Here is a 26547-nt window from a genome sequence, read left to right on the forward strand (position 1 = left end):
ATGGATGGAGGCCACAGACTGAGACTGTCTTGATAGACGCGGCTCTTTTTCATTGGCATTTATCGTCGTCTGACGAAACAGGGGGATATATGGACTATCAAAAAATTCTTAAATTCTGGTTTAGTGAAATGGACTCGGCGTTGTGGTTTAAAAAGGATGAGGATTTTGATGCCCATCTACGCCAGCATTTTGGTTCTGTCTGGCAGGCCGCATCAAAGGGGGAACTGGCGCATTGGCGGCAAAATATTGAAGGGCGTTTGGCTGAAATATTGGTATTAGATCAGTTCAGCCGAAATATGTTTCGTGATCTTCCCACATCTTTCTCCTGTGATGGCATGGCGTTAGTGCTGGCACAAGAGGCCGTTAGCAGTGGTCAGGCGGGTCTGCTATCTGATATACAACGTGGTTTTCTGTATATGCCCTTTATGCATTCAGAATCAGCATTAATTCACCAGCAAGCGTTGACGTTATATACCGAATTAGGTAATAAGCTTCAACTAGATTATGAATTGCGCCATAAAGCGATTATTGATCGTTTTGGCCGTTACCCGCACCGTAATCATATTCTCGGGCGAGTATCCAGTGCTGAGGAGCAAGCTTTTCTATTACAGCCGGAGTCGGCGTTTTAGCCTTAAAAGGCCAACATAACTGGCATTCCACCTCTTAATTGACAGGTGGAATGCGGTTAATAACAATTTTCTGGTGTATACGATAGTCACAATGCATGTAGCCTTAGTGAGTATTGGCTAAATAGCGCTGTATGGTTGCCAGTAATTTTCCAGTCCCGCAGCATGTATCATTATATCCTTCGGTATGTTTGCGATTAATCACCCGATCATGGGGGCAACCACCGTGGCAGATAGAAAACCACTGACAATGGCGCATTTTTTCTGTCGCCTCGTTCTCTTCATTGATGGCCTGTTGATTGTGTGATGAATAAGCTAATAAATCAGCTAAATCAGTATGTAATAATGAGCCGTAGATGCTGTCTTTATCACCTACATATTTGTCACAGGGAGAGATATCACCATTGGGTTCTAAGGTAATTATCTCTTGTGAGCAATTTCCAGACCAATAACATGCTGCCGGTTTGTTTTTTGGGTTTTTCAGTACTTTCATAAAATCGTCAAAAACAGCAATATTTATCTTCCCTTGGTAGCCCTTTACCCAAATATTAAACAAGTTTGATAGAAACTGGATAAAATCACCATAGCTGATAAAGCTACTATCTATATGCTCACCTTTAACCAACCTATTATCGGGGACAATATTCAAGAATTCAATATTGGTTAGCTCTATTGAGATGAAATAGTCTAGCATCTCCCTCATATTAGTTTGATAAACGTCTCGGTCAACAACAATGAGCGCACCATATAAAATATTATGTTGGCGAAGTTTTTTTATCCCTTTTGCAATACGATCAGATGTTCCCCTTCCTCGATAGTCAACGCGCCGCTTATCATTCACAGCTGGTACGCCATCAAGGCTAATTCCGACATTCATACCGATGCCTCTGATAAATATTAACCACTCATCTGAAATGTTGACTAAATTTGATTGCATGGTGTTGGTTATATATTGCTCAGGTCGCTTAAATTGTTGTTGCAGCCAAATAAGTTTTTTGAAAAAATCTGGTTTCAATAGTGTAATTTCTCCACCATGCCAGACAAACTCAAATCTGTTAACATTCGGAATGGCAAGTATTTGCCGTACTGTCCGGACGAGTGTCTGAAATGAAACCGTTTGATTCGGACCTTCAGCCCATGAATGGCAATAGGTACAACGAAGGTTACATAGACGAGTTGCTTTCAATACGATGACGAGTTTTTTTGCTTTAATAGTTTTTGCTGAAATATTTTTATTTATCTCTTCATTGAAGATATCCAATTCAATAGTATCGAGCAATTGTTCTGCTGGTATTCTACCAATAAGATAAGCTGATAATTCCTTGTATTCACATTTATCGAGTCTTTCCAACTCCTGTAGATTTATATCGTTTATTTGAACGTAATCAATGTTTTTTATCGGTATTACACTCCCCATAGTATACTCCTATTTTGTCATGTGAGTTTGCCATCTTTTATGTTTATAATCCTGTTTCCGTATGTTGCCGCATCATCTGAGTGCGTAACCATAATAACTGTAGTTCCTTTTTGATTTATATATTTTAATTGCTGAAGGACCAAGCGGGCATTTTTACTATCCAAATTTCCGGTAGGCTCATCAGCCAGTAATAATCCAGGTTCTGAAACCATTGCTCTGGCAATGGCCACTCGCTGTTGTTGGCCCCCGGATAGTTGCATAGGTCTATGATTTCGCCGATTATCAATATTAAAAAGATTCAAAGCTTGATTAACTCGTTCAACTCGCTCTTTTTTGGCAACACCACGATACTTAAGTGGTAATGCAACATTGTCAAAAATGGATAAATGAGGAATTAAGTTAAATGATTGAAATATATAGCCTATTAGCGCTCTTCTTAAGGTTATTTTTTGCGAGTGGCTCATGCCGATAATATTCTCTCCAGCCAGGGAGAAGGATCCACTATCAAGGCTATCAAACATACCAATGATATTAAGTAGTGTTGATTTACCCGATCCAGATGGCCCCATAATTGAAACAAAATCACCTTTTTCTACCCTAAAGTTGAGTTCTCTAAGAACTTTGGTTTTAATCGTTTTGGTGGTGTAGCACTTTTCAGCATTCTGCATATTTAACATATTATTTGAACTCAATGATATCGTATTCATTATTATTGGCCGCAGGAGGCGATACAATTTTTTGTCCTGCCTTCAATCCAGATGTGATTTCTACTTTCATCGCATTGCGATATTTAACGACAACTTTAGATTTAATCGCATGATCATATTCTGGCTGGTAAATATAGACAAAATTATCTCCGTGCTTATCTGATAAAATACTCTCAGTCGGTGCTAGTAGCACATTGTTACTCTCTTCTTGTAATGGGATTTGTATTTCAATAGATTGTCCTCTTTTAAGTTTCATGGTGCTTTCTTGAAGTGGGATCAGTTTTGCCTTGAACTTTCCATTTTCAACAATAGTGGATACCGACTCAATAAGCAGTGGGGTGTCTTGACCATTTATGGGGGAAGTAATATGGCTTTGTGGCTTGATTTTATCGAGATAGTACTCACTGAAGTAAACATTGAAATAATATGATGTTAAATTGTCTATTACTGCAATTTTTTCGCCTGGTTTTATTTGCTGGCCTAATTCAATATCCAAGACGGATAAAGTTCCATCAATAGATGCAGTAATAACTAATTGCTCCATACCTTTTTCAATTACCCCCAACATTTTCTCAAGTAATAAAATAGAATTATCTATATTTATAAATTGTAGAGGGAGTGACTCGTTGTTTTTATTATTGTGTTCTCTCAATATGTTGCTTTTTATTTTCCAGTTTTTTAACATATCTGTTTGGTACTCTAACTCTGACTTTGCAATCATGGATTTTCTATCAAGTACTTGATGTCTCATTAATCCTTTAGAAATGATGGCTATTTGATGTTGAGCCTCTTGTAAACTGATTTTCGTGTCTCGGCTATCTTGTTCCATCTGCATTTTCATATTACGCAGGTTATTTATTTGTTCGGTAATACTCGCTATTCTGGATGTCGTTTCTAGCATAAATTCATAGTTAGATAAGCGGGCAATGACATCACCTTTAGCAACAGTATCAAAAGCTTGCTTAACGATTTCAGTCACTTTGCCACCTCGTTCACTTGATACAATTATGCTCTCTTTTGGCACTGTGATGGCTCGAGTAATCAATAAATCTTGATATACTTCTGGTTGAATAGTATGAAAAATTGCATCATCTCTAGAAATAAGTAAAGTGCGTTGGGTTGTAGATAGATAATAAAAGCAAGCAATAAATAGAAGTAATACACAAAAGATGATTAACTTAACAGTTTTGCTCACAATGTTTTTCTTCTCAATGTTTATATCCATAATTTTTATTTCTTTGATTCTCTATTCAGCATGTTGATGCTAAAAATGAGTGTGATAGCCATAACAATAATAATGCTTAAAATAAAACTAATAAGTGAACCTGCTCCATAGATATAGGATGATCCTTTAATCTGGCTGTATTGGTTTAGCCACTGAGTTAATAATAAAAAACTTATGGGGAGTGATATTATCATTGCTGTAATGATAGGTGTGATGTTTTCTTGTATAAAGAAAATTATATTGGTGTAAGCTGACCCTCCAATTGACTCCATTATTTTTAATGTATTTTCAAGTCGTTTTGTTTCTGAGATCCCCGTAATTACTGTGCTTATAAATATTAATATCACTGAGAGTAAAGTGACTATGTTAATCGTTTCTTGCATTAGTATACTATTATTGAAGTGCTCTTTATGTAGGTTATTAACTGATTTTATCTGCTCGGTATTGATATTGTAGCGCTCTAATATTTTCTCTAACCCCCCCATATCTTGCATGTTTTTTAGTTTCACTACAGCATAGCGCTGGGAACTGTTTTTAATAAAAATAAGTAAGGGGGAGGGGGCATCTTCTCGATCTGCTAGATAAAAGTCATCTATCACTTTCAGTATCCTGACTGCTTGTTGAGAACCATTTTCGTTAATATAAAATAGATTGTTAAGCACCTGATCATAGGAGTGTAATCCCATTAAAGTTATGAACGATTTTGTGACAATAGCATGATGCACATTGCTGTCGTCGCTGGGTAATAGTGGGTTCTCTTTACCTGCCACTATTTTCATTCCCCAGGTGTTAATGAAATTCTTATCTGCGGTGAGTGAGTTAACTGTACCCAGTTTGTCTTTCTCTTGCTGATTATGATGGAATACCGCGGTGTTAGTGCGCGACATATCAAATGGTCGCCAGCTACTCATAGCGATATTATCAATTCCAATAGTGCTTCTTAATTCATCTTGTAAACTGTTTATGATTGTTTTTGATTTCAATTCATCACTTAATGCAAATGTCACTACGTTTTCTTTTTCATAGCCAAAGTTGTCATTTTGCATAAAACGCATCTGCGTCATTATACCTGCCCATAAGTATATGATGGTACCAGCAATAATAATCTGTATGCAAAACATAATACTATGTATATAGCGTAAGCGAGGTTGTTGAGCATAAGGGCTGATGTCATAGGTGTTGTTGGGGAAAATAAAAACAGACAGAAAAATACAGTGGGCGAGTAAAATAGCAACATAAGTCGCTACTGATGTTATGGCGAACGCGGTTAAGAAATCGCGTTCGCCTTGAATGAACATCAACTCCCTGATGCTATCTGAAAATTGCGTGAGAGAGATTAAAATGAACAGAACAAGTAACAGCATAAATGCTGTTTGTAATGTCGCGATAAGGATTGATTCAGTGAGTAACTGATAGTGGGATGCACCAACTGCTTTCTTTATATAAAAACTGCTTCTCTTATTTGTATTTATTACGTTGTTAATATTGAAAAAATTCATCATCGTCGCAAAAAAAACAAACACACCTGAGGCATATAGAGTATTTAAGTAAGAGACTGAAATTACGGTGCTTATTTCATCTGGTAATGCATTATCGTAATGAATGTCGGTAATGTTTCGGGCGGAAAGTTGAATAAATTCTTCAGGGCTAAAGGGGGCGCCAGAGAGTTGAGGTGCGTGTCGGATAATGTGCGAATTTAATTGCTCAGGAGTGGGTTTTATAGCTGATTTCATAGTGATAAAAGCATAGACATGCGTATCATACCAGTCATGTCTTTTATCATGATAACCTTCAATAATCTCGGGGGAGAAGGCAATAACTGCTGTGGTTTTAAAACGGCTAGATGCGTTGAGTTCAACGACATCCTTAATGATATATTGCTCTTTATCCCCTAATGTAATGATCTGCCCTTTAGGGGCATCCAAATGGAGATATTGCTGATTAAATTCAGGGGTGATGATAATTTCATTCTTTGCCAGATAGAGGTTTTTTTGTTGATAAGGATTTAATGTGTTGAAAAAATTAGTGCTAACTGCATAGATATCAACATTTGAGTATGCCTTATCATTAACCTGCAAACGGGTAAGTATCCGTACGATATAATCCACTTGCTTAATGTTTTTATCACTTTTTAGTACGGAAATAAGTGGTAGAGGGACTTGCGCTGATTTAACCTCTTCCCCGTTAGGTAGATTAAATACGGTCTCTACCCTATAGATGTCATTATAGTTATTATTGTGTTTTTCAATGCGATAATCTGTTAGGTAAAGGAGTAATACCAGAAAAGATGATATCAATCCAATAGCCGTTATTATTATTGCTAACAGGCTTGATAGCGGGCTTAGCTTCAGGTCATTGAAAAATTCACTTGTTAGCATGGGAGATATCCACTGGCCTTAATAGATTTTAGTGATGATGTTATTTATCGTTAATGGTTATACTAATTGTTGTCACCTCATTGAGGTGTAATTTTCAAATGGATTAATATCTCAAAAGGTTGTTATTAAGATTAAGATGCTTATAAAAGCATCTTAATCTATTTTCACTAAATGATTTCATTGGCTACTTTATTGTTGTGTAAAGCTTTTTGACCAGTTCCAGGCCGTTATTTTGTTGTTGTGATTGCTGTTTTTTATATTTTCAATTTCATTGTCACTAATAGAGAGTGAATTACTTTTAAATGATTGTTCTAACGATTCTAACTTAGCTTTTAATGTCATTAAGTTGCTATTGTTTCTTTTTCTATCTGATTGGTGTGAAGTATACATATAATTCTCCATTTGAATAATTTCCTTTAGAGGTCGCTCAATCTTGGTATCTATTGAGCTAGTTATTTGTAATTCTTTTTCACTATTTTATCAACGTTTTTTTGCAGTGAGTTTTATAATGCTTAATTAATTTTCTTATTGTATTGATTGCTTATTGGTTATTAACGTAACGAGAATAACTTTCGATATCCACTATTAAATAAAAAAGCCCCGCAGGGGCTTAAGGTATTTATAATAAATAATCCAGTTAGTTATCCCTGTTATGGGTGTAAATACCCAGCATGGAAGCGCAGATGATCTTCAATAAATGTCGCTATGGTGAAATAGCTATGATCATAACCTGGCTGAATACGCAAAGTCAGCGGCCAGTCACGCTGGCGCGCCAGTTCGGCTAATTTTGCTGGTTGCAACTGCTCGGCAAGGAACTGATCGCCATTGCCTTGATCAACCAACATCGGCAGCTGAACTTCTGCATGGGTCAGTAAATGGCAACTGTCATATTGCAGCCACTGGCTTTCATCACTGCCCAGATAGGCAGTAAAGGCTTTGCGGCCCCAAGGCACCTGACACGGATTCACTATCGGCGCAAAAGCAGAGGCTGACTGATATTGCTGCGGGTTGCGCAGCGCCAACATCAGCGCTCCGTGACCGCCCATTGAGTGACCACTGATCGATTGACGTTCACTAACACTAAAGTGTTGGCGGATCAGGGCGGGCAACTCTTGGCTGATATAGTCGTACATCCGAAAATGTGTCGACCAAGGGGCTTGTGTTGCATTCAGATAAAACCCCGCCCCCTGACCCAAGTCATAGCCATCATCATTAGGAACGCCTTCGCCACGTGGGCTGGTATCGGGCATTACCAGTACCAATCCCAGTTCAGAGGCAACTCGCTGTGCGCCTGCTTTCAGTGTGAAATTTTCATCATTACAGGTTAGCCCCGACAGCCAGTAGAGCACTGGCGGTGGGTTATCATCCCGGGGTGGTGGCAGATAGATGCTGAAAGTCATATTACAATTCAGGCTGCTGGCGGCATGGCGATAGCGTTGCTGCCATCCACCAAACATCCGGTGCTCTTCGAGAAGTTCAAGTGACGTATTCATGCGTTGTCTGCCTCCTTGCTCTATTTGTTTTGCAGAGAATGGTTTTGTGCCGATTGATCAAAATGAATCACGGTACGAATGGATTTGCCTTCATGCATTAAGTCAAAAGCTTCGTTGATCTGATCCAAGCCCATGGTATGGGTAATGAAATCGCTCAGAGCGAACTTACCATCCAGATATTGCTGCACAATGCCCGGCAATTCTGAGCGGCCTTTTACGCCACCAAATGCAGAGCCACGCCATACACGGCCGGTCACCAACTGGAATGGGCGCGTTGAGATCTCTTCGCCAGCACCGGCGACACCAATAATTACTGATTCGCCCCAGCCTTTATGGCAGCACTCAAGCGCTGAACGCATGACATTGACGTTGCCAATGCATTCAAATGAGAAATCTACACCGCCATCGGTCAGCTCGACAATTACATCCTGGATAGGTTTATCATAATCTTTCGGGTTGATCAGGTCAGTCGCGCCCAGTTTGCGGGCCAGCTCGAATTTACTGGTATTAAGGTCGATGCCGATAATTCGGCTAGCACCGGCCATTTGTGCACCAATAACGGCAGATAAACCAATGCCACCCAAGCCGAAGATAGCGACGGTATCGCCGGGTTTGACTTTGGCGGTATTCATCACAGCACCCATGCCGGTGGTGACGCCACAGCCCAATAGGCAAACTTCTTCTAATGGCGCTTCTTTATTTATTTTTGCCAGTGATATTTCTGGCACCACTGTCAGCTCAGAGAAGGTTGAAGTACCCATGTAATGGAAGATTGGCTGGCCATTTTTAGAGAAGCGGGTGGTGCCATCCGGCATCAAGCCCTTGCCCTGTGTACTGCGGATAGCCTGGCACAAGTTGGTTTTACCGGAGCGGCAGAATTTACATTCGCCACACTCAGGCGTGTAGAGCGGGATCACGTGATCACCGACAGCAACACTGGTCACTCCTTCACCCACAGCTTCAACAATCCCGCCACCTTCATGACCGAGGATCACCGGGAATATCCCTTCAGGATCTTTGCCCGATAGGGTGTAGGCGTCAGTGTGGCAAACCCCACTGGCGACAATTCGTACAAGCACTTCGCCTTTTTGTGGTGGCATCAAATCAACTTCTTCAACGGACAGCGGCTGGTTTGGTCCCCATGCGACTGCAGCGCGGGTTTTAATCATCTCCATGGTGTTGCTCCTATAGCTTCTTTGTAATGTGTGTTATATAAATATATTCTTTATGTATCATATATGTTGCGCATGTTCTTTCGGGAAAGCGGCAACCTACCTTGTATAGATTATGACCGGAAACTTCAGTTTTGCTTGCTCAATCAATGGGTCTCAATCTGCTCAATGATCAGCTCTTTCAGTGCGCGGACATTGGGGCTAAAGGCGTCTTTACGCCAAATAAGCCAGGTGGCGGTATCGGCAATATCTGCTGGTAATTGATGGACTTGTACTCGTTCATGGCCCGGTAATAGCGCCAATACGGCGTGTGGGATCAGCGCCAGCCCGGCACCACTTGCCACACAGGCTAGCATGGCATGGTAGGAGTGAATTTCCATAATATGGCCCGGCAGGACACCCGCCTGACGGAACCAACTTTCCAGCCGCAGTCGGTAAGAACAGCTGGGGCGAAAGGCGAATAGGGTCTCATCCACGGCATCACGAGCTTGCAGAATAGGTGGGTGGTCGAGACAAGAAATGATCACCAGTTGCTCCTCGAAAGAGCGGCAGCCGTGCAGCTCATCGTGCTGTACTGGGCCATCGACCAGGGCTGTCGCTAGGGTTCCGGCACGGACTTGCTCAATGATTTCACCTGAAGTCCCAGTGGTCAGCGACAAAGAGACCTTGGGATAGCGCTGGTGATAAGCCGCCAGCAAATTGGGCAGACGGGTTGCAGCGGTGCTCTCCATTGAGCCGAGTGGAAAGTGGCCTGCCGGCTCACCCGCATGGGTAATGCGCATCGCCTCTTCGCTCAGCGCCAGAATTCGGTTGGCGTAGCAGAGAAAATTATGGCCCATGGGGGACAGCCGTAGGCGCTGCTTTTCGCGGATAAACAGGTCTGCGCCCAGCTCAATTTCAAGCTGACGCAGGCGTGTAGTTAAATTTGAAGGGACGCGGTGCATCTGCTCCGCTGCTCTGGCAACGGAACCGGTTTCCGCCACGCAGCAAAACATGCGTAGCTGTGTCAGATCCATATACATTCTCTTTTCGTGATGAACTTTGTGAGTATTATTCATTTTTTGTGATTCTAATGCTCAGGCATGATATTGGCAACTCTCTTTTAATGGACTGGCAGAAAGATCTGCTGGCAGAGTAATGAATAGGTGGGGTGGATGGCATTAAGAATCGCAATAAGTGGCTTTCTGGCATTAGTCGTTGCAATGGGGATTGGGCGTTTTGCTTTTACGCCACAAGTGCCACTGATGATTGCAGAGCATCAATTCACCCTGACCGGCGCGGGGTTAGTTGCGGCCTTTAATTATCTGGGATATCTGTTTGGTGCCTTTGATGCCATGCGGGCCAGTCGCCATGTTGAACGGCGCTTATGGCTGGGGCTGTGGGGGGCAGTAGCCCTCACTCTGCTGTCGGCGGTGGTTGACGGGCCGTGGTGGCATGGGGTGGTGCGTTTTGTCATTGGTTGGGCCAGTGGTTGGTCGATGGTGCTGATTGCGGCCTGGACCAATGAACGTCTGGCGCATTTTGGTCGCCCCGCGCTTAGCGCCGCCGTATTTGCCGGGCCGGGGGCCGGTATATTCATCAGCGGTATGCTTGCCGTGTTTATCCATAGTTATGAGTTATCAGCAGCACAAGCCTGGACAGTGTATGGCGTATTGGCGCTGATTATTATTGCCGCCATAAGTATCAATCTGCCACGGAGTGGAGAGTTACATCGCCCCCATATTGCTGCGGTTCCGCTGACCTTAACCCCGGCGCTAAAACGTCTGGTTTGGAGCTACAGTCTGGCGGGGTTTGGCTATATTCTGCCCGCAACCTTCCTATCACAAATGGCCAGCGCGCGTTTCCCCGACAGCCTGTTTGCTCAGTTCGTCTGGCCGGTGTTCGGCGGGGCGGCGGTCATCGGGATCACCATCGGTATTTTGACTCGCCACTGTTTGACCTCACAAACCCGTTTGGCGCTGACATTATGGGTTCAGGCGCTGGGGGTGCTCTGTGCCGAGTTAGTTCCAGGAGTCAGTGGGTTGGCATTAGGTGCACTATTGACCGGTGGCGGTTTCCTCAGTGTGGTTCAGCTTTCATTGCAGCATGGCCGTGAGTTGGCACCAGAACATACCCGCTATATGGCTGGGTTGTTGACGACGGGTTATGCCATTGGGCAACTGGTCGGCCCGATACTATCGGCTATCTCTACCGCATTAACCCATCGGCTGGAACCGGCGCTCTATGTGGCGGTGGTTGCGCTGATTATTGCCGGTGTACTGGTGATTAAAACGCCAGCTCGCGCCCGTGAAGCGGTGGTGGTGGGATTGGCGGCTAAGGGATAAGCAGAGGCCGCGCGCTCATCATGACAGAAAGAACCATTGGATATGAATAACAATCACTGGATAATCATTTTGCTCTCAACTACAGTGTGGAGCAAAATCTGGGTGTGATCTGCATCATGTTTATCTCGCCCAGACGCGTAGCCTGTTGGAGAAAAGAATGTCATCGCTAAGTAAAGAAGCTGAGTTGGTTCATGAAGCGCTGCTGGCTCGTGGCCTCGAAACCCCATTGCGCAAGCAAGAGTTAGATGCCGAAACGCGCAAGACTTTGATTCAAGAGCATATGACGCAAGTCATGCAATTATTGAATCTGGATTTAACTGACGACAGCCTGGCCGATACGCCAAGACGTATTGCCAAAATGTATGTTGATGAGATTTTCTCCGGACTGGATTACGAAAATTTCCCCAAAATCACCTTGATTGAGAATAAAATGAAGGTCGATGAGATGGTCACGGTACGGGATATCACCCTCACCAGCACCTGCGAACATCATTTTGTGACTATCGATGGTAAAGCCACGGTGGCGTATATTCCTAAAGATAGCGTGATTGGGTTATCCAAAATCAACCGCATCGTGCAGTTCTTCGCCCAGCGCCCGCAAGTGCAGGAGCGATTGACGCAGCAAATTCTGCTGGCGTTACAGACGCTATTGGGCACAAATAATGTCGCTGTTTCGATTGATGCGGTGCATTATTGTGTCAAAGCACGGGGCATCCGTGATGCAACCAGTGCCACCACCACCACATCATTAGGCGGATTATTCAAATCCAGCCAGAATACTCGCCAGGAGTTCCTGCGCGCTGTTCGTCATAATAGCTAACACCACAACGGCTAATTAGCCTTTTGCCAGAGAGGGCACCAATGGGTGCCCATACACAGGATGTCAGGTATGCGTCAACGCATCGCAACGTTAGACAGTGCGCGCGGGCTGGCCATTCTTGGCATTCTGCTGCTCAATATCAGCGCCTTTGGCCTGCCAAAGGCTGCTTATCTAAATCCCGCCTATCTGGGGCTGCCCTCACTGTCTGATAGCTGGAGCTGGGCCATTCTCGATATTGTGGCGCAGGCGAAGTTTTTGTCCATTTTTGCCATTTTGTTTGGCGCGGGCCTCGAACTACTGCTTAAGCGGGGTAAGGGCTGGATACGGGCACGCCTCTCTTTGTTGCTGTTACTGGGATTGATTCACGGCATCTTCTTCTGGGATGGAGACATCTTATTTGCTTATGGTTTGATTGGTCTGGTGTGTTGGCGAATGATCCGTGATGCCAAAGATGCCGCCAGTTTACTGCGTACTGGTGCGGTGCTTTACCTGCTTGGGGTCGCGGTATTATTGCTGCTGGGATTTGTCACCAGCGGGGAGCCGGGCCGCTTCTGGCAACCGGGGCCAGCAGATCTGCAATATGAGCAATTCTGGAAGCTACAAGGTGGGATGGAGGCGTGGAAGAATCGGCTGGATCTGTTGTCATCCAATTTGATCGCCATCGGCGCGCAATATGGCTGGGAACTGGCCGGTTCCATGCTATTTGGTGCAGGATTAATGCGTTCCGGCTGGCTGCGCGGTGAATTCAGCTTGCGCCACTACCGGCTGATTGCGGCCTGTTTGATACCGCTTTCATTGCTCATCCAGATACCGGGTGTGGCGCTGCAATGGGCTGTCGGCTGGGATTACCGCTGGACGGGCTTTTTGCTACAAGTCCCCCGCGAGTTGGGGGCGCCATTACAGGCGGTGGGGTATCTGGCATTACTCTATGGCTTCTGGCCGACCTTGTCCGGCTGGCGTGTTAGCCATTGGCTGTCACAGGTTGGTCGAATGGCGCTAAGCAATTATTTGCTACAAACATTGATATGCACGCTGCTCTTCTATCACTTCGGCTTATACCAGCAACTTGACCGCTTGCAGTTGTTGGCAGTAGTACCGCTGGTCTGGCTGTGTAACATTCTCTTCTCTCTGTTTTGGCTAGCTTATTTTCCCCAAGGGCCGGTCGAATGGCTATGGCGAAAATTGACTTCGTATGCCTGTGGTCAATCGTTACAACCTCGCAACACTAAGCCCTGAATACGTCCACAATATAAAAATGATGAGCGGGTTACAAATTTGTATGTAAACGTTTTCTTTCTTGTGACGTATTTCACGTGGCAAATTCAACAAACTGGGTAGGATAGGCCACCTGCCATGCCCGGTTGATACTAACGCGCGCATGGTGACTGATTGATAGGATAAGGTCATGGCCGCTCTGCATTCATCTGGCAACAGTATTACCATTCGCGATGTGGCCTCACGGGCTGGTGTTTCGCTGGCGACGGTATCCCGAGTTCTCAATAATAGCGCGGCTATCCGGCCAGAAACCCGTGCCGCGGTGCTGAAAGCGGTGTCTGAACTGGGCTACCGCCCGAATGCCAATGCACAGGCGCTGGCGACACAAAGCAGCGACACAGTTGGTGTGGTGGTCATGGATGTCTCTGATCCCTTTTTTGGTGCCTTGGTGAAAGCGGTAGACACGGTTGCTCAACGGCACCAAAAATATGTGTTGATCGGCAATAGTTACCATCAGGCCGATAAAGAGCGCCATGCCATTGAGGTGCTACTCCGTCAGCGGTGTAATTCGTTGGTTGTGCACGCTAAGGCATTGAGTAACGGCGAATTAATCGGCTTTTTAGAGCAAGTTCCCGGCATGGTTCTGATTAATCGAATTATTCCTGGTTTTGAGCATCGCTGTGTCGGATTAGACAATGTTAGCGGTGCGCAAATGGCGTGTCGGTTGTTGCTCAAACAGGGTCATCAGCGTATTGGTTTCCTCGGTTCAAATCACCCCATTGATGATGTCATGCAGCGCCAGACCGGCTACCTGAATGCACTTGAGACTGCCGGTATCACTGCTCTAGACAGTTGGCGCGCCTATGGTACGCCAGATTTGGCAGGGGGAGAGCGTGCCATGATTGACTTGTTGGGGCGCAATTTACAGCTCAGTGCGGTGTTCGCCTATAACGACTCAATGGCTGCTGGTGCATTGGCTGCACTGAAAGAGAACGGTATCAGTGTCCCTGAGCAGTTCTCGCTGGTGGGCTTTGATGACATCCCCATTGCTCGCTATACCAGCCCCAAACTCAGCACAATCCGCTATCCGATTGTTTCTATGGCAACTTTAGCCACAGAACTGGCTCTGGAAGGTGCCAGCCGCCCCCTAGATCCTCAGGCGACCTACTGTTTTACCCCGACGTTGGTGCCACGGCATTCTGTCGCAATTTGTGGGGTCGCTCACTAGTTGAGTATTTATTCTTGTGTAACCGTTTTCAATCTGTGAGAAAATTCACAGATTCTTAACAACGAGCCGTCTATGCTCTAGCTGTTTTCTACCTGAATGTATCAATATGTCATCGGTTACCGGATAAAAAAACAGACGGTAGCGGGTTTTAGAATAGCGATTTACAGGCATGTGTTCCGCAAACAACTTGTTTGTAAATGACATGGTTTATGACGACTCAGGCGGCTTTTTCGGAGTGGAGTGCGCTCAAGGACGATAAATATTCAGTGTCAGCCGTTTGACGACAGTTTTTCTCTCGTTAGGCGATGGTGTTATCACCCTGTACTACCCTACATAAACCCGGAGATACAAATGAATAAGAAGGTTTTCACATTAGCAACCCTGGCTGCCAGCATGTTATTTGGCGCGGCTGCTCAAGCTGATACCCGTATTGGTGTCACCATCTATAAATATGATGACAACTTTATGTCCGTGGTCCGTAAAGCGATAGAGAAAGATGCTAAAGCATCTCCTGACGTTACCTTACTGATGAATGACTCGCAGAATGACCAGTCCAAGCAAAACGATCAAATCGACGTGTTGCTGGCTAAGGGTGTAAAAGCGCTGGCAATTAACCTGGTTGACCCAGCAGCAGCACCTGTGGTTATCGATAAAGCCCGCGCAAACGATGTACCGATTGTGTTTTATAACAAAGAACCTTCACGTAAGGCCTTGGATAGCTATGACAAAGCTTACTATGTGGGTACTGACTCTAAAGAGTCCGGTGTGATTCAGGGTGAGTTGATTGCTAAACACTGGCAAGCCAACCCAGCATGGGATCTGAATAAAGACGGCAAAATTCAATTTGTGTTGCTGAAAGGCGAACCGGGTCATCCAGATGCTGAAGCGCGTACCACCTACGTGATTAAGACATTGAATGAAAAAGGTATTCCTACTCAACAGTTACAGTTAGATACCGCAATGTGGGATACCGCGCAGGCCAAAGATAAGATGGATGCATGGTTATCTGGCCCTAACGCAAACAAAATCGAAGTGGTTATTGCCAACAACGATGCGATGGCAATGGGCGCAGTCGAAGCCTTGAAAGCGCACAACAAAACCAGCGTTCCAGTGTTCGGTGTTGATGCCTTGCCAGAAGCGTTAGCGATGGTGAAATCAGGTCAAATGGCCGGTACTGTGTTGAACGATGCCAACAATCAGGCTAAAGCGACATTTGATCTGGCTAAAAACCTGGCTGCCGGTAAACCTGCCGCTGAAGGCACGACCTGGAAAATCGACAATAAAATCGTCCGTATTCCGTATGTCGGTGTTGATAAAGATAACTTGTCTCAGTTTACTAAATAACAAGCGATACAAGATATACACCCAAGTATTAAGGGTGGAAAGTCATTAACCTTCTGGCCCCGACACCGAGAATTCGGTATACGGAGTCTGGCACCGGGGCTGAAGGTTTTTTTGTTGCATTGATCCCTATTTTAGAGTGCGCACTTATTGGTGGGTGGGAATATACCCAGCAAGTCGGTGGCGGTTCTTAGCCAGGTATAACTATGGCCGATATTAATACAGCACAACCCCGCGAGTGGTTGCTGGAAATGAGTAATATCAATAAATCATTTCCGGGTGTAAAGGCGTTAGATAACGTAAATCTTAAAGTGCGGCCAAATTCAATCCATGCATTAATGGGAGAAAATGGTGCCGGTAAGTCGACGTTATTAAAATGTCTATTTGGTATCTATAAAAAAGACTCCGGAAGTATCATCTTTCAGGGGCAAGAAATAGAGTTTAAAAGTTCGAAAGAAGCATTAGAGCATGGTGTCTCTATGGTACATCAGGAATTAAACCTGGTGTTACAACGTACAGTGATGGACAACATGTGGCTGGGTCGTTACCCAACTAAAGGTTTCTTTGTCGATCAAGATAAAATGTACAAAGATACCAAAGCCATCTTCGATGAATTGGATATTGATATTGATCCTCGCGATAAAGTTGCCACGTTATCAGTATCGCAAATGCAAATGATCGAGATAGCCAAAGCATTCTCCTACAATGCCAAAATCGTCATTATGGATGAGCCGACGTCCTCATTGACAGAGAAAGAAGTTAATCACCTCTTTACGATTATCCGCAAATTAAAAGAGCGTGGCTGCGGAATTGTTTATATCTCCCACAAAATGGAAGAGATATTCCAGCTGTGCGACGAAATCACGATATTACGTGATGGTCAGTGGATTACCACTCAGCCGCTGGAAGGGCTGACCATGGATCAGATAATCTCTATGATGGTGGGGCGCTCACTGAGCCAACGTTTCCCTGATCGCCTGAATACGCCCGGTGAAGTCATTCTGGAAGTGAAGAATTTGACCTCGCTACGCCAACCCTCTATCCGTGATATCTCCTTTGATTTGCATAAAGGCGAGATCTTGGGTATTGCCGGGCTGGTGGGAGCAAAACGTACTGATATCGTTGAAACCTTATTTGGTATCCGCGAAAAAGTATCCGGAACCATTAAGTTACATGGCAAAAATATTAATAACCACAGTGCTAATGAAGCCATTAATCATGGATTTGCACTGGTGACTGAAGAGCGCCGGTCAACCGGGATTTACGCTTATCTCGATGTGGGTTTTAATTCCCTAATCTCTAATATTCGTAACTATAAAAATAAATTTGGGCTGCTGGATAATACGCGCATGAAGAGCGATACCCAATGGGTTATCGATGCGATGCGAGTAAAAACGCCGGGTCACCGTACCAGTATTGGTTCTTTATCGGGTGGTAATCAGCAGAAAGTAATTATTGGCCGTTGGCTACTGACTCAACCAGAAATATTAATGTTGGATGAGCCGACTCGGGGGATTGATGTCGGTGCGAAGTTTGAAATCTATCAGTTAATGACTGAACTAGCGAAGAAAAACAAAGGGATCATTATTATCTCCTCTGAAATGCCTGAGCTATTAGGGATCACTGACAGAATTTTGGTAATGAGTAATGGTCAGGTTGCAGGAATTGTTGAAACCAAACAAACCACGCAAAATGAAATATTACGCCTTGCATCCTTGCATCTCTAATCTAGTCGAAGGTTCTTATTATGAATGCGTTAAATAAGAAAAGTATGCTCACTTACCTTAAAGAGAGCGGGATTTACGTCGTGTTATTCGTATTGCTGGCAATAATTATTGTCAAGGACCCGACATTTTTAAGCCTGATGAACTTAAGTAATATTCTGACCCAATCTTCCGTGCGTATTATTATCGCACTGGGTGTAGCGGGTCTGATTGTGACTCAAGGGACGGACCTGTCAGCCGGTCGTCAGGTAGGTTTGGCGGCGGTAGTTGCTGCAACTATGCTGCAAGCCATGGACAACGTTAATAAAGTTTTCCCTGATTTACAGACTGTACCCATCCCAATTGTTATCTTAACCGTCTGTCTGATTGGTGCGATTATTGGTCTGGTCAACGGTATTATCATCGCTTATCTGAATGTGACTCCCTTTATTACCACATTGGGTACGATGATTATTGTTTACGGTATTAACTCCCTATATTACGACTTTGTTGGCGCATCACCAATTGCGGGCTTTGACCCTGCATTCTCAACCTTTGCGCAAGGATTCTTACGGTTTGGTGATTTCAAACTCTCCTACATTACCTTCTATGCGCTCATTGCTATCGGCTTTGTTTGGGTATTGTGGAACAAAACTCGCTTTGGCAAAAATATCTTTGCCATCGGCGGCAACCCAGAAGCGGCAAAAGTTTCTGGTGTGAATGTGCCACTGAACTTAATCATGATTTACGCCTTGTCCGGTGTGTTCTATGCATTCGGCGGGATGTTGGAAGCTGGTCGTATCGGTAGTGCGACCAACAACCTCGGGTTTATGTATGAGCTAGATGCGATCGCGGCTTGTGTGGTAGGCGGCGTCTCCTTCAGCGGTGGTGTCGGTACGGTTATCGGCGTGGTGACTGGGGTTATTATCTTTACCGTCATTAACTACGGGCTGACTTATATCGGCGTGAACCCTTACTGGCAATACATTATCAAGGGTGCGATCATTATCTTTGCAGTAGCACTGGACTCACTGAAATACGCGAAGAAGAAATAATCGATTATTGGCCGTAAAGTCACGATAAAAATGAAAGCCAGTCTGGGAGTATCCGGACTGGTTTTTTTCTTTTTGATGTAAATGAGAAGTGATTTCAATAGGCGGGGAGAACAATAAATTCTGATGAAACTGTTTATTAACCCAGATCAAGCTTATCGCGGGTTAATATATATTTCTTTATTTCAATACCTTAAAGTATCCACCATCTATTTTTGGGCTTAATGACTTTGGGAATATATGGATAGCGCAAAAAAACTACCCCGTCCCACATTGGCTCAGGTTTGGCAAGATACACTATTCACGGTATCGAAAAAATTATTATTACTCCGAGATATCACCGAGTTAGTTAATGAGCTAAAAAAACTCTCTTTTTCGGTAGTGCGTTTTCAACGTGTTAATTTATTGCTGCTTAATCCGCTGTATAACCAAATAACTCTTTATACCCATGATGATGCCACCCATATAGTCACGGGGTCGCAGAATATCCTGTTTGCTGAAGGCCCCGGTGCTCTGGCATGGCAGCAACAAATACCTTTGCAGAGTGATCATCAGCGTATGCAAAGGGAGTTTGGGTCTGTCTGTAATTTGGGACCTTATCAGCGGCTACATGCAGGCTGTCATTTTCCCTTGGGCCATGATAATCACTGGTCAGGTTGTGTTGAGTTTATTAAGACTGACGACAGTGAATTCGATGAGCAGGCGATGACTTTTCTGGGATTATTGGCTGATGTGGTCGCCATTGCGGTTGATAATATCTCTGAAATAAATCGGGCATTTTCTGAACGTGAAAAACTGCGTTTTGAACGGGATCACTACCGAATATTAGTGGATGTCACTAATACGGTTATTTCTAAATTGGAATTGGATGTCTTAGCGGCCGAGGTTTCGAAAGAGATACACCGCTTTTTCAATATCGATTATATCAGTCTGGCGATATGTGGCAGCCAAGACGATAAAAATAAACTGCATCTCTTTTCGGCCCGCTACCAAACGGGTAAAACAGTGCAGCATCAGCAAGCTAGGATGGATATCACCGGCACCTTAGCCGGACAAGTTTTACACCGTCGGGAATTATTGCTGGTTAATCTGGCGGATATTTCTCTCCTGGCCCCCGAAGATAAACAATTGGCGAATATGCTGGATGAGGGTTTGCAGGTGGTTTGCCTACTGCCACTCTTTTTTGGCCATAAGATGCTGGGCATATTAACACTGGCGCAATGTCAGAGTGATATTTTCACCGACAGCAATCTCAAACTATTACGGCAAATCGCCGCCCGCATTGCTATTGCAGTCGACAATGCCTTAGCTTATAACGAAATTAGCCGTCTGAAAGACTCACTGGTAAATGAGAATCTCTATCTAACGGATCAGATTATTCATAATGAGGAGTTTGGCGAAATAATTGGTCATAGTGCTGGTATTAAAGCGGTGCTGGAACAAGTCGAAATGGTGGCGTCCAGTGATTGCACGGTGCTGATCCTCGGCGAAACCGGCACCGGTAAAGAGTTAATCGCCCGCGCGATCCATAATTTAAGCCAGCGTAAGAATAAGCGCATGGTGAAAATGAACTGTGCGGCGATCCCCTCCGGATTAATGGAGAGTGATCTGTTTGGTCATGAAAAGGGGGCATATACCGGCGCGTCATCACAGCGTATTGGCCGATTTGAGATGGCCGATGGCGGTACACTCTTTCTCGATGAGGTCGGGGATATTCCCCTGGAGCTGCAACCGAAACTCCTGCGGGTATTACAAGAGCGGGAAATAGAGCGTTTGGGGGGCAGTAAAATTATTCCGGTGGATGTTCGGCTGATTGCAGCAACTAATCGTGACTTAAAATTGATGATGGTCAATCGCGAATATCGCAGTGATCTCTACTATCGACTCAATGTTTTTCCTATTGTGATCCCCCCGCTACGCGAGCGGCCAGAAGATATCCCCCTGCTGGTGAAATTTTTCACTAAGAAAATAGCCAAACGCATGAATCGCGTCATCGATACTATTCCCAGTGAAACATTACGTTTACTGAGTCGTTTACCCTGGCCGGGGAATATTCGCGAACTGGAGAATGTAATTGAGCGAGCGGTAATTCTCAGTCGAGGCACCACGCTGAATTTACAGTTACAAGAGTTGGAATATCATTTATCGCCGTTAGAGGTCGCCAAACCCGCAGCGGAACGGGCCGTTCGTAAAACGCTATTACCTGAAAGCGAAGAGCCGGAATTTTCAGAGTCTGAACGTGCACGCATTATTCGCGTATTACGGGAGACCAACGGTGTGGTCGCTGGCGCAAAAGGAGCGGCAATCAAACTGGGGTTAAAACGCACCACCTTGTTATCCCGTATGCAACGATTAGGAATATCAGTAAAAAGTATTGAAGAAGAGGATGGAATGGCTGAGTAAATCTATTTTTCTCCGGGCTGATAACCAATAAAGTTGAATCAAGGGGGAACACGCCGTTGGGATCCTAGCGGCGTAAGTCGCCGAACTGCTCCAGGGCGTGGTCAATCTTTGACTCACTACAGCTTATACGCCGTGTAGTGAGTCATCACTATTTCAATTAACGGCGGCTGCTCTACTTAACCGCGCTTTTAACTGGCTATACTCCTGTTGGACATAATTCTCCGCCCAGCCCTGATCCGAAATTGCCTCCAGTTTCACCGCGCAATACTTGTACTCTGGTGTTTTAGAGATAGGATCAAGATGGTCCAAGGTCAACTCATTACAGGCACCAATCCACCACTGGTAAGTCATATATATCGCGCCAACATTAATGCGCTCACTGACGGAAACCCGCGTGATCACTTTGCCGCGCCGCGACTCAACCCAGACCAGCTGTTGATCCCGCAAATGCAGTTTCTCTGCATCCTGCGGACTGATTTGCACATAACCCGGCTCATCGGCTAATGTTTGCAGCGCCGAACAGTTACCGGTCATTGAGCGGCAAGAGTAGTGGCCCACTTCGCGCACGGTACAAAGCACCAGTGGGTAATCCTCATCAACCTGCTCCATTGGTGCCCGCCACTCGCTGGCAAACAGCAATCCTTTACCGCCGGGGCGGTCAAACTTATTATCGGCATATAACCACGGCGTACCGGGGCTATCCTCGGTAGTACATGGCCACGGGATATAGCCCAATCCAGCCATTTTCTCGTAGGTTGCGCCGTAATAGAGCGGGCAGAGTTCGCGCAGCTCGTCCCAAATCTCTTTGGTATTGTGATATTTCATCGGATAGCCGAGGGCGGTCGCCATCAGACTGATGATCTCCCAATCCGGTTTCACGTCACCCTGAGCATCAACCGCTTTTTCAAAGCGCTGGAAACCCCGGTCGGCGGCGGAGTAGACCCCCTCATGTTCGCCCCATGAAGTGGCAGGGAAAATCACATCCGCCTCGGCGGCGGTTTTGGTCATAAAGATATCCTGCACAATCAGCAGCTCCAGCTCGCTGAAGGCTTCGCGCATCATCGAAAGGTCTGGCTCCGTTTGCAGCGGATCTTCGCCCATCACGTAGTTGGCTTTGATTTTGCCCTCTTTCACTTTGTGCGGCACATCGGTCAATGAGTAGCCGATTTTGCCGGACAGGGAGGGGACGCCCCAGGCTTTGGCAAACTTCTCCAGTGTGGCGGGATCGGTAACGGGCTGGTAGCCGGGATACATATTGGGCAGAGCGCCCATGTCACAGGCACCTTGCACGTTATTCTGCCCACGTACCGGGCCGACACCCACATTCGGGCGACCGAGGTTGCCGGTCAGTAGCGCCAATCCTGATAATCCCTTAACCACATCCACGCCCTGACCCCATTGGGTCACGCCCATGCCCCACAAAATGGTGGCAGATGGCGCGGCGGCATAGATGCGCATTGCTTCGCGGATAGTCTGCGCTGGCAGGCCAGTGATACCCTCGACATACTCAGGGGTGTATTTAGCGACAATTTCGCGATATTCGTCGAAACCTTCGGTATAGCGCGAGACATAATCTTTATCGTATAACTCTTCACTTATCAACACGTTGGCAAAGGCATTAACCAGCGCCATATTTGAACCGTTGTTCAGTGGCAGCCACAAATCCGCTATACGCGCTGTTTCGATATGGCGCGGATCGCAAACAATTACTTTCGCCCCTTTTTCTTTGGCTTTGAGGATACGGCGGGCGACTATCGGGTGGGGGTCGGCGGCGTTGTAGCCAAATACCAAAATGCATTTGGTCTCTTCAATCTCGCAGATTGAGTTGCTCATCGCGCCATTGCCCAGTGTCACTTGCAAACCCGCCACTGACGGGCCGTGGCAAACACGGGCGCAGCAGTCAATGTTGTTGTTGCCGGTCACTGCGCGGGCAAATTTTTGCATCACATAGTTGGTTTCATTGCCCGGCCCACGGGATGAGCCGGTGTGCATAATGGCTTCCGGGCCATATTTCTCTTTAATCGCCCGCAACTTGCTACTGGCGAACTCGATGGCCTCATCCCAAGAGACCGCTTCCAGTGTGCCGCCTTTTTGGCGACGGATCATCGGCTGTTTCAGCCGTGGCGTCAGTAGCTTGGTATCATTGAGAAAATCCCAGCCGTAGTAGCCTTTTAGGCAGAGTTCACCTTGATTGGTGACCCCATTAGCGCCCTGTGCGCCGACGACTTTGCCGTTTTCAACCAATAAGTTGATTTTGCAGCCAGAGCCGCAGTAAGGACAAACAGTGAGTGCCTTGTGCATAATTAATTATCCTTCGTTCTTGAAGCCGCAGTATCGGCTTAGAAGTTCATCTCGTTGGCTTCATCCAGCGCGGCGCGCATCTGTTTTTTGCGCAGCATGGCTTGCAGGGTGTCGCGGCCAATCATATGTAGCGCTTGAGTTGGGCAGACAGAAACACAGGCCGGTCCTGCAGCGCGCCCTTCGCACAGGTCACATTTCTGCGCTTCGGCTTTGAGGCAAAAACCCTGCGAGAGGCCGTTGAACATCACTTCGACCTGTTTGGTCACCACATTCATGGCACCGTACGGGCAGGCAACGACGCAGGTTTTGCAGCCAATGCACTTCTCTTGCAGCACCTGAATGCTGTCAGCCGCTCGCACAATCGCGCCGTTCGGGCAAACATTGGCACAGGGCGCGTCTTCGCAGTGACGACACATAATGGCGGTACTGACATTCAACCCTTTAACCACTTTCAGCCGTGGAGCGAAATTGGCCTTGGTCATGGCCTCCAGCCGGCCACCATTGTGTGCCAGCACACAGGCGACCTCACAGGTGCGGCAGCCAATGCACTTTTTGGGGTCGGCGATTATGAACCGGTTCATTGTTTAATCTCCTTACCCTTCATCTTTCAAGTTGCAGGTGTGTTGGCTGCACCTTGAAATCGATGGGGTATAAATTGAGCAGTCTGGACACATGGCCCTACCGCGATATTCACCTACATATTGCATGGTTTATGCCAAGTTGAATGAGTGAAGTGAAAGTGAATAAATCTATTTGTTTTATAAGGAATTTGTTGGGATTTTATGCGGTTGGGCGAAATGCGGGAAACTGTCGGTGGGTGTGACGTCGGCAAATTTGACGACGTCACACCGTCACTCAATTAAAGATGGGTAAAACCGCCGTCACCTTGCCAGTGGGGCAGCTGTTGATAGAGTGTTTCTACGGCTTGTTTGACGATATCGCTCATCGGAAAGTAGAACGCGACCAGTGTCGGCTGGATGCCGACGAAAATCACCTCACTAATATCCTCCTTGAGCTGATCGATCAGAAAATTGAGCGGCAGATTATGGGTGCTCATGATGAACATTTCAGCAATTCGCTCGGGATCAATGATTCGAATCTCCCCCGGGGCTAACGCCATATCCGCCGCATCCACGATAATCAGCCGCGTGGGGTGTAAGGCGCGGATACGATGTACCACGTTTTCCGGCGCTGAACCGCCATCAATCACCTGCCAATTCGCTAAGGGCTGCTGGCTCATGCGCTCAGCCAGCAACGGGCCTGCGCCATCATCACCCATCATGCTGTTGCCGACGGTTAAGACTAGATTTGTGACTGCATTGAGATGGCTCATGGGCGGCGTTTCACCATTAAGTAGATGGCCGGCTCCTGCTCGATATCGTACAGGGTTTGCAGCAGTTGTTGGCTCCAGGGCCGATGGAGTGAGGCGGCATCTTCCGCCAGTGGCGCAAAAGCCTTCGCCAGCAACTGGGTGTGGGTGCTGTCGATGGTGATTTCACCAAACTTCAGTAGGCCAGCCATTTTGCGGCGCGCTTCGCCCTCAGGCAACTGGCTGAACCACTGCTCATACTCGGCCAGCGGGCACTCCATTATCGCTTTCAGGCAATCAATTACCCCCACATGGTGGCCGATCGCCAGTGAGTAATAGATCACCTGCTGCGCCTGTTCGGGCATCTGATCGTCACTGTCGAGAAACTTCTGGTTCAGCGCATAAAAAATCACCTTAGCGCTCATAGCTGAGGCCCCCCGCCAGTTGCATTAACGTGATCTGTTGCAGGCTGGCAAATATCTCGCTCAGGCGCGGATCATCTTGCTGACTGAGATAGCGCTGGCAGCGCTGCTCTAGCCCGGGCAAGGGCTGATTGACCAGCAGTGACAAAAAGCGGTCAGTGATCTCCCGCCCGTGGCGATAACCGGCCATGCGGCGTGCTTCACGCTCCAGCAGTACACGTAGTGTCAGCGGTGCATCAGGGTGAATCAGGGCGACCCGCTCGTCAGCGGCCTCCTGACTCTCTTCCCCCCTGAGTTTTTGCTCCAGCAGGCCGAGCGCCACCGCAAAGCCATAAAGGGTGGCGGCCGGTGTCGGCGGGCAACCGGGGATATAAACATCAATTGGTACAATGGTATCGCTGCCGCCCCAGACACAATAGAGGTCGTGGAAGATGCCACCGCCGCAGCCACAAGCACCGTAAGAGATGCAGATTTTAGGATCTGGTGCCGATTGATAGGCGCGCAGCGCGGGGCTGCGCATAGCGCGGGTGACTGCTCCAGTGAACAGCAAGATATCCGCATGACGCGGCGAGGCGACGACCTTGATACCAAAACGCTCGGTGTCGAATAGCGGCGTAATCGAGGAGAAAATCTCAATTTCACAGCCGTTGCAGCCGCCGCAATCCACCCGATAGACATAGGCGGAGCGTTTGATATCTTTCAGCAATTTACTTTTTAGCTGCGCGATAGCAGGATCAAGCGCAACCGGCTGGCTAACATGATGCCCCCAAGCCGGTTTTGATGAATGTGGCTGGCTCATGGATGGCTCCCCCCTGCGCACTGGTGATTCGTTATCATACTGTTATTTATGGAAATACTGTTACTCATGGAGATACTGCTCTTCATGGCGATATTGCTATTGCCGATGATATTGTGTTGGCGCTTACACTCAGGGCAGGTTTCAAAATGGGGGCGTTGCCGCTCAACATCCTCCGCGCTCACTCCTGAATGGATCAGCAGCGCCATGACATAATCCACCTCTTTTTTCGGCGCAAAAAGTCTCTGACACTGCTGGCAATCGGTGAGAGTAAAGCTGGCGCGTTGATATAAATCCGCTTTATTGAACACCGCCAGCTCAAACTCTGGCGACAGCACAATCGCGCGGGTCGGGCAGACCTCTTCACAGCGGCCGCAGAAAATACAGCGCCCAAGGAACAACTGCCACTGGCGAGTCCCGCTGACGATATCTGTCTCCATGGTCAGCGCATTGGCCGGGCAGGCCATGGTACAGGCGCCGCAAGCAATACACTGTGCGGCATCATATTGTGGTTTGCCACGAAACCCGTGACTGACCTCAAGCGGCTCAAACGGATATTTCACCGTGGTATCGCCGACTCTCAGGATGGTTTTAAACAGTTTTAACATTATTCAT

At 46.4% G+C, this 26547-nt stretch carries 23 protein-coding genes; 9 read left to right on the top strand and 14 right to left on the bottom strand.

Going from position 1 to position 26547, the window contains the following annotated elements; genetic code table 11:
* Nucleotides 1–89: 89 nt before the first annotated feature.
* Nucleotides 90–629 carry a DUF924 family protein gene (locus tag AACW11_RS16895; RefSeq protein ID WP_212584875.1) on the top strand — a complete coding sequence of 180 codons (540 nt, stop codon included), beginning with the start codon at nucleotides 90–92 and terminating at the stop codon, nucleotides 627–629.
* Nucleotides 630–732: 103 nt separating this feature from the next.
* Here AACW11_RS16895 and darE read toward each other — a convergent pair whose 3' ends face one another.
* From darE to ptrR, 8 genes are all read right to left on the bottom strand, one after another.
* Nucleotides 733–2043, bottom strand: a complete 1311-nt coding sequence (darE, locus tag AACW11_RS16900; RefSeq protein ID WP_212584876.1) for a darobactin maturation radical SAM/SPASM protein DarE — start codon at nucleotides 2041–2043, stop codon at nucleotides 733–735.
* Between the two features lie 17 nt (nucleotides 2044–2060).
* Nucleotides 2061–2720 carry a darobactin export ABC transporter ATP-binding protein gene (gene darD, locus AACW11_RS16905; RefSeq protein WP_212584877.1) on the bottom strand — a complete coding sequence of 220 codons (660 nt, stop codon included), beginning with the start codon at nucleotides 2718–2720 and terminating at the stop codon, nucleotides 2061–2063.
* Nucleotide 2721: 1 nt separating this feature from the next.
* Nucleotides 2722–3975 (bottom strand): darobactin export ABC transporter periplasmic adaptor subunit, encoded by a 1254-nt coding sequence (gene darC, locus AACW11_RS16910; RefSeq protein WP_212584878.1) that lies wholly within the window; start codon nucleotides 3973–3975, stop codon nucleotides 2722–2724.
* Nucleotides 3976–3980: 5 nt separating this feature from the next.
* The gene (darB, locus tag AACW11_RS16915) at nucleotides 3981–6353 is read right to left on the bottom strand and encodes a darobactin export ABC transporter permease subunit (protein ID WP_212584879.1); all 2373 of its coding nucleotides are present in this window, start codon (nucleotides 6351–6353) and stop codon (nucleotides 3981–3983) included.
* Between the two features lie 189 nt (nucleotides 6354–6542).
* The gene (darA, locus tag AACW11_RS16920) at nucleotides 6543–6743 is read right to left on the bottom strand and encodes a darobactin family peptide antibiotic (RefSeq protein ID WP_212584880.1); all 201 of its coding nucleotides are present in this window, start codon (nucleotides 6741–6743) and stop codon (nucleotides 6543–6545) included.
* Between the two features lie 260 nt (nucleotides 6744–7003).
* Nucleotides 7004–7846, bottom strand: a complete 843-nt coding sequence (fghA, locus tag AACW11_RS16925) for an S-formylglutathione hydrolase (RefSeq protein WP_212584881.1) — start codon at nucleotides 7844–7846, stop codon at nucleotides 7004–7006.
* Between the two features lie 20 nt (nucleotides 7847–7866).
* Nucleotides 7867–9021 carry an S-(hydroxymethyl)glutathione dehydrogenase/class III alcohol dehydrogenase gene (locus AACW11_RS16930; RefSeq protein ID WP_048616371.1) on the bottom strand — a complete coding sequence of 385 codons (1155 nt, stop codon included), beginning with the start codon at nucleotides 9019–9021 and terminating at the stop codon, nucleotides 7867–7869.
* 143 nt (nucleotides 9022–9164) lie between these two features.
* Nucleotides 9165–10034 (bottom strand): putrescine utilization regulator PtrR, encoded by an 870-nt coding sequence (ptrR, locus tag AACW11_RS16935; protein WP_212584882.1) that lies wholly within the window; start codon nucleotides 10032–10034, stop codon nucleotides 9165–9167.
* A gap of 138 nt (nucleotides 10035–10172) precedes the next feature.
* On the opposite strand from ptrR, the gene AACW11_RS16940 reads away from it, so the two are divergent.
* The 8 genes from AACW11_RS16940 to flhA all read left to right on the top strand — a co-directional run bounded on the left by AACW11_RS16940 (nucleotide 10173) and on the right by flhA (nucleotide 21104).
* Nucleotides 10173–11342 (top strand): YbfB/YjiJ family MFS transporter, encoded by a 1170-nt coding sequence (locus tag AACW11_RS16940; RefSeq protein WP_212584883.1) that lies wholly within the window; start codon nucleotides 10173–10175, stop codon nucleotides 11340–11342.
* Between the two features lie 157 nt (nucleotides 11343–11499).
* Nucleotides 11500–12162: a GTP cyclohydrolase I FolE gene (gene folE, locus AACW11_RS16945; RefSeq protein ID WP_005273844.1), complete on the top strand. Its 663-nt coding sequence runs from the start codon at nucleotides 11500–11502 to the stop codon at nucleotides 12160–12162.
* A 69-nt stretch (nucleotides 12163–12231) separates the two neighbouring features.
* Nucleotides 12232–13398: a DUF418 domain-containing protein YeiB gene (gene yeiB, locus AACW11_RS16950; RefSeq protein ID WP_212584884.1), complete on the top strand. Its 1167-nt coding sequence runs from the start codon at nucleotides 12232–12234 to the stop codon at nucleotides 13396–13398.
* A gap of 169 nt (nucleotides 13399–13567) precedes the next feature.
* Nucleotides 13568–14605: an HTH-type transcriptional regulator GalS gene (gene galS, locus AACW11_RS16955; RefSeq protein WP_212584885.1), complete on the top strand. Its 1038-nt coding sequence runs from the start codon at nucleotides 13568–13570 to the stop codon at nucleotides 14603–14605.
* A 351-nt stretch (nucleotides 14606–14956) separates the two neighbouring features.
* Nucleotides 14957–15949: a galactose/glucose ABC transporter substrate-binding protein MglB gene (gene mglB / locus AACW11_RS16960; RefSeq protein WP_212584886.1), complete on the top strand. Its 993-nt coding sequence runs from the start codon at nucleotides 14957–14959 to the stop codon at nucleotides 15947–15949.
* A gap of 203 nt (nucleotides 15950–16152) precedes the next feature.
* The gene (mglA, locus tag AACW11_RS16965) at nucleotides 16153–17673 is read left to right on the top strand and encodes a galactose/methyl galactoside ABC transporter ATP-binding protein MglA (RefSeq protein ID WP_212584887.1); all 1521 of its coding nucleotides are present in this window, start codon (nucleotides 16153–16155) and stop codon (nucleotides 17671–17673) included.
* Between the two features lie 20 nt (nucleotides 17674–17693).
* The gene (mglC, locus tag AACW11_RS16970; RefSeq protein ID WP_004388732.1) at nucleotides 17694–18704 is read left to right on the top strand and encodes a galactose/methyl galactoside ABC transporter permease MglC; all 1011 of its coding nucleotides are present in this window, start codon (nucleotides 17694–17696) and stop codon (nucleotides 18702–18704) included.
* A gap of 237 nt (nucleotides 18705–18941) precedes the next feature.
* Nucleotides 18942–21104 carry a formate hydrogenlyase transcriptional activator FlhA gene (flhA, locus tag AACW11_RS16975; RefSeq protein ID WP_212584888.1) on the top strand — a complete coding sequence of 721 codons (2163 nt, stop codon included), beginning with the start codon at nucleotides 18942–18944 and terminating at the stop codon, nucleotides 21102–21104.
* Between the two features lie 153 nt (nucleotides 21105–21257).
* Here the strand turns inward: flhA and fdhF are convergent, their stop codons facing one another.
* The 6 genes from fdhF to hyfH all read right to left on the bottom strand — a co-directional run bounded on the left by fdhF (nucleotide 21258) and on the right by hyfH (nucleotide 26540).
* Nucleotides 21258–23405: a formate dehydrogenase subunit alpha gene (gene fdhF / locus AACW11_RS16980; protein ID WP_212584889.1), complete on the bottom strand. Its 2148-nt coding sequence runs from the start codon at nucleotides 23403–23405 to the stop codon at nucleotides 21258–21260.
* Between the two features lie 38 nt (nucleotides 23406–23443).
* Complete coding sequence (locus AACW11_RS16985; RefSeq protein WP_212584890.1) at nucleotides 23444–23986, bottom strand: 4Fe-4S dicluster domain-containing protein; 543 nt, start codon at nucleotides 23984–23986, stop codon at nucleotides 23444–23446.
* Between the two features lie 278 nt (nucleotides 23987–24264).
* Entirely contained in the window at nucleotides 24265–24738 is a 474-nt protein-coding gene (hycI, locus tag AACW11_RS16990; RefSeq protein WP_054872896.1) for a hydrogenase maturation peptidase HycI, read from the bottom strand.
* Entirely contained in the window at nucleotides 24735–25139 is a 405-nt protein-coding gene (locus tag AACW11_RS16995) for a formate hydrogenlyase maturation HycH family protein (protein ID WP_032897695.1), read from the bottom strand. Before AACW11_RS16995 ends, hycI begins: the two co-directional genes overlap by 4 nt.
* Nucleotides 25129–25935 (bottom strand): NADH-quinone oxidoreductase subunit B family protein, encoded by an 807-nt coding sequence (gene nuoB / locus AACW11_RS17000; RefSeq protein ID WP_054872897.1) that lies wholly within the window; start codon nucleotides 25933–25935, stop codon nucleotides 25129–25131. The genes AACW11_RS16995 and nuoB overlap by 11 nt, the downstream gene beginning before the upstream one ends.
* Nucleotides 25932–26540, bottom strand: a complete 609-nt coding sequence (gene hyfH / locus AACW11_RS17005; RefSeq protein ID WP_212584891.1) for a hydrogenase 4 subunit H — start codon at nucleotides 26538–26540, stop codon at nucleotides 25932–25934. The genes nuoB and hyfH overlap by 4 nt, the downstream gene beginning before the upstream one ends.
* Nucleotides 26541–26547 lie beyond the last annotated feature (7 nt).

Origin of the sequence: Yersinia sp. Marseille-Q3913, from assembly GCF_963892745.1 — a bacterium.
Lineage (GTDB): Bacteria > Pseudomonadota > Gammaproteobacteria > Enterobacterales > Enterobacteriaceae > Yersinia > Yersinia bercovieri.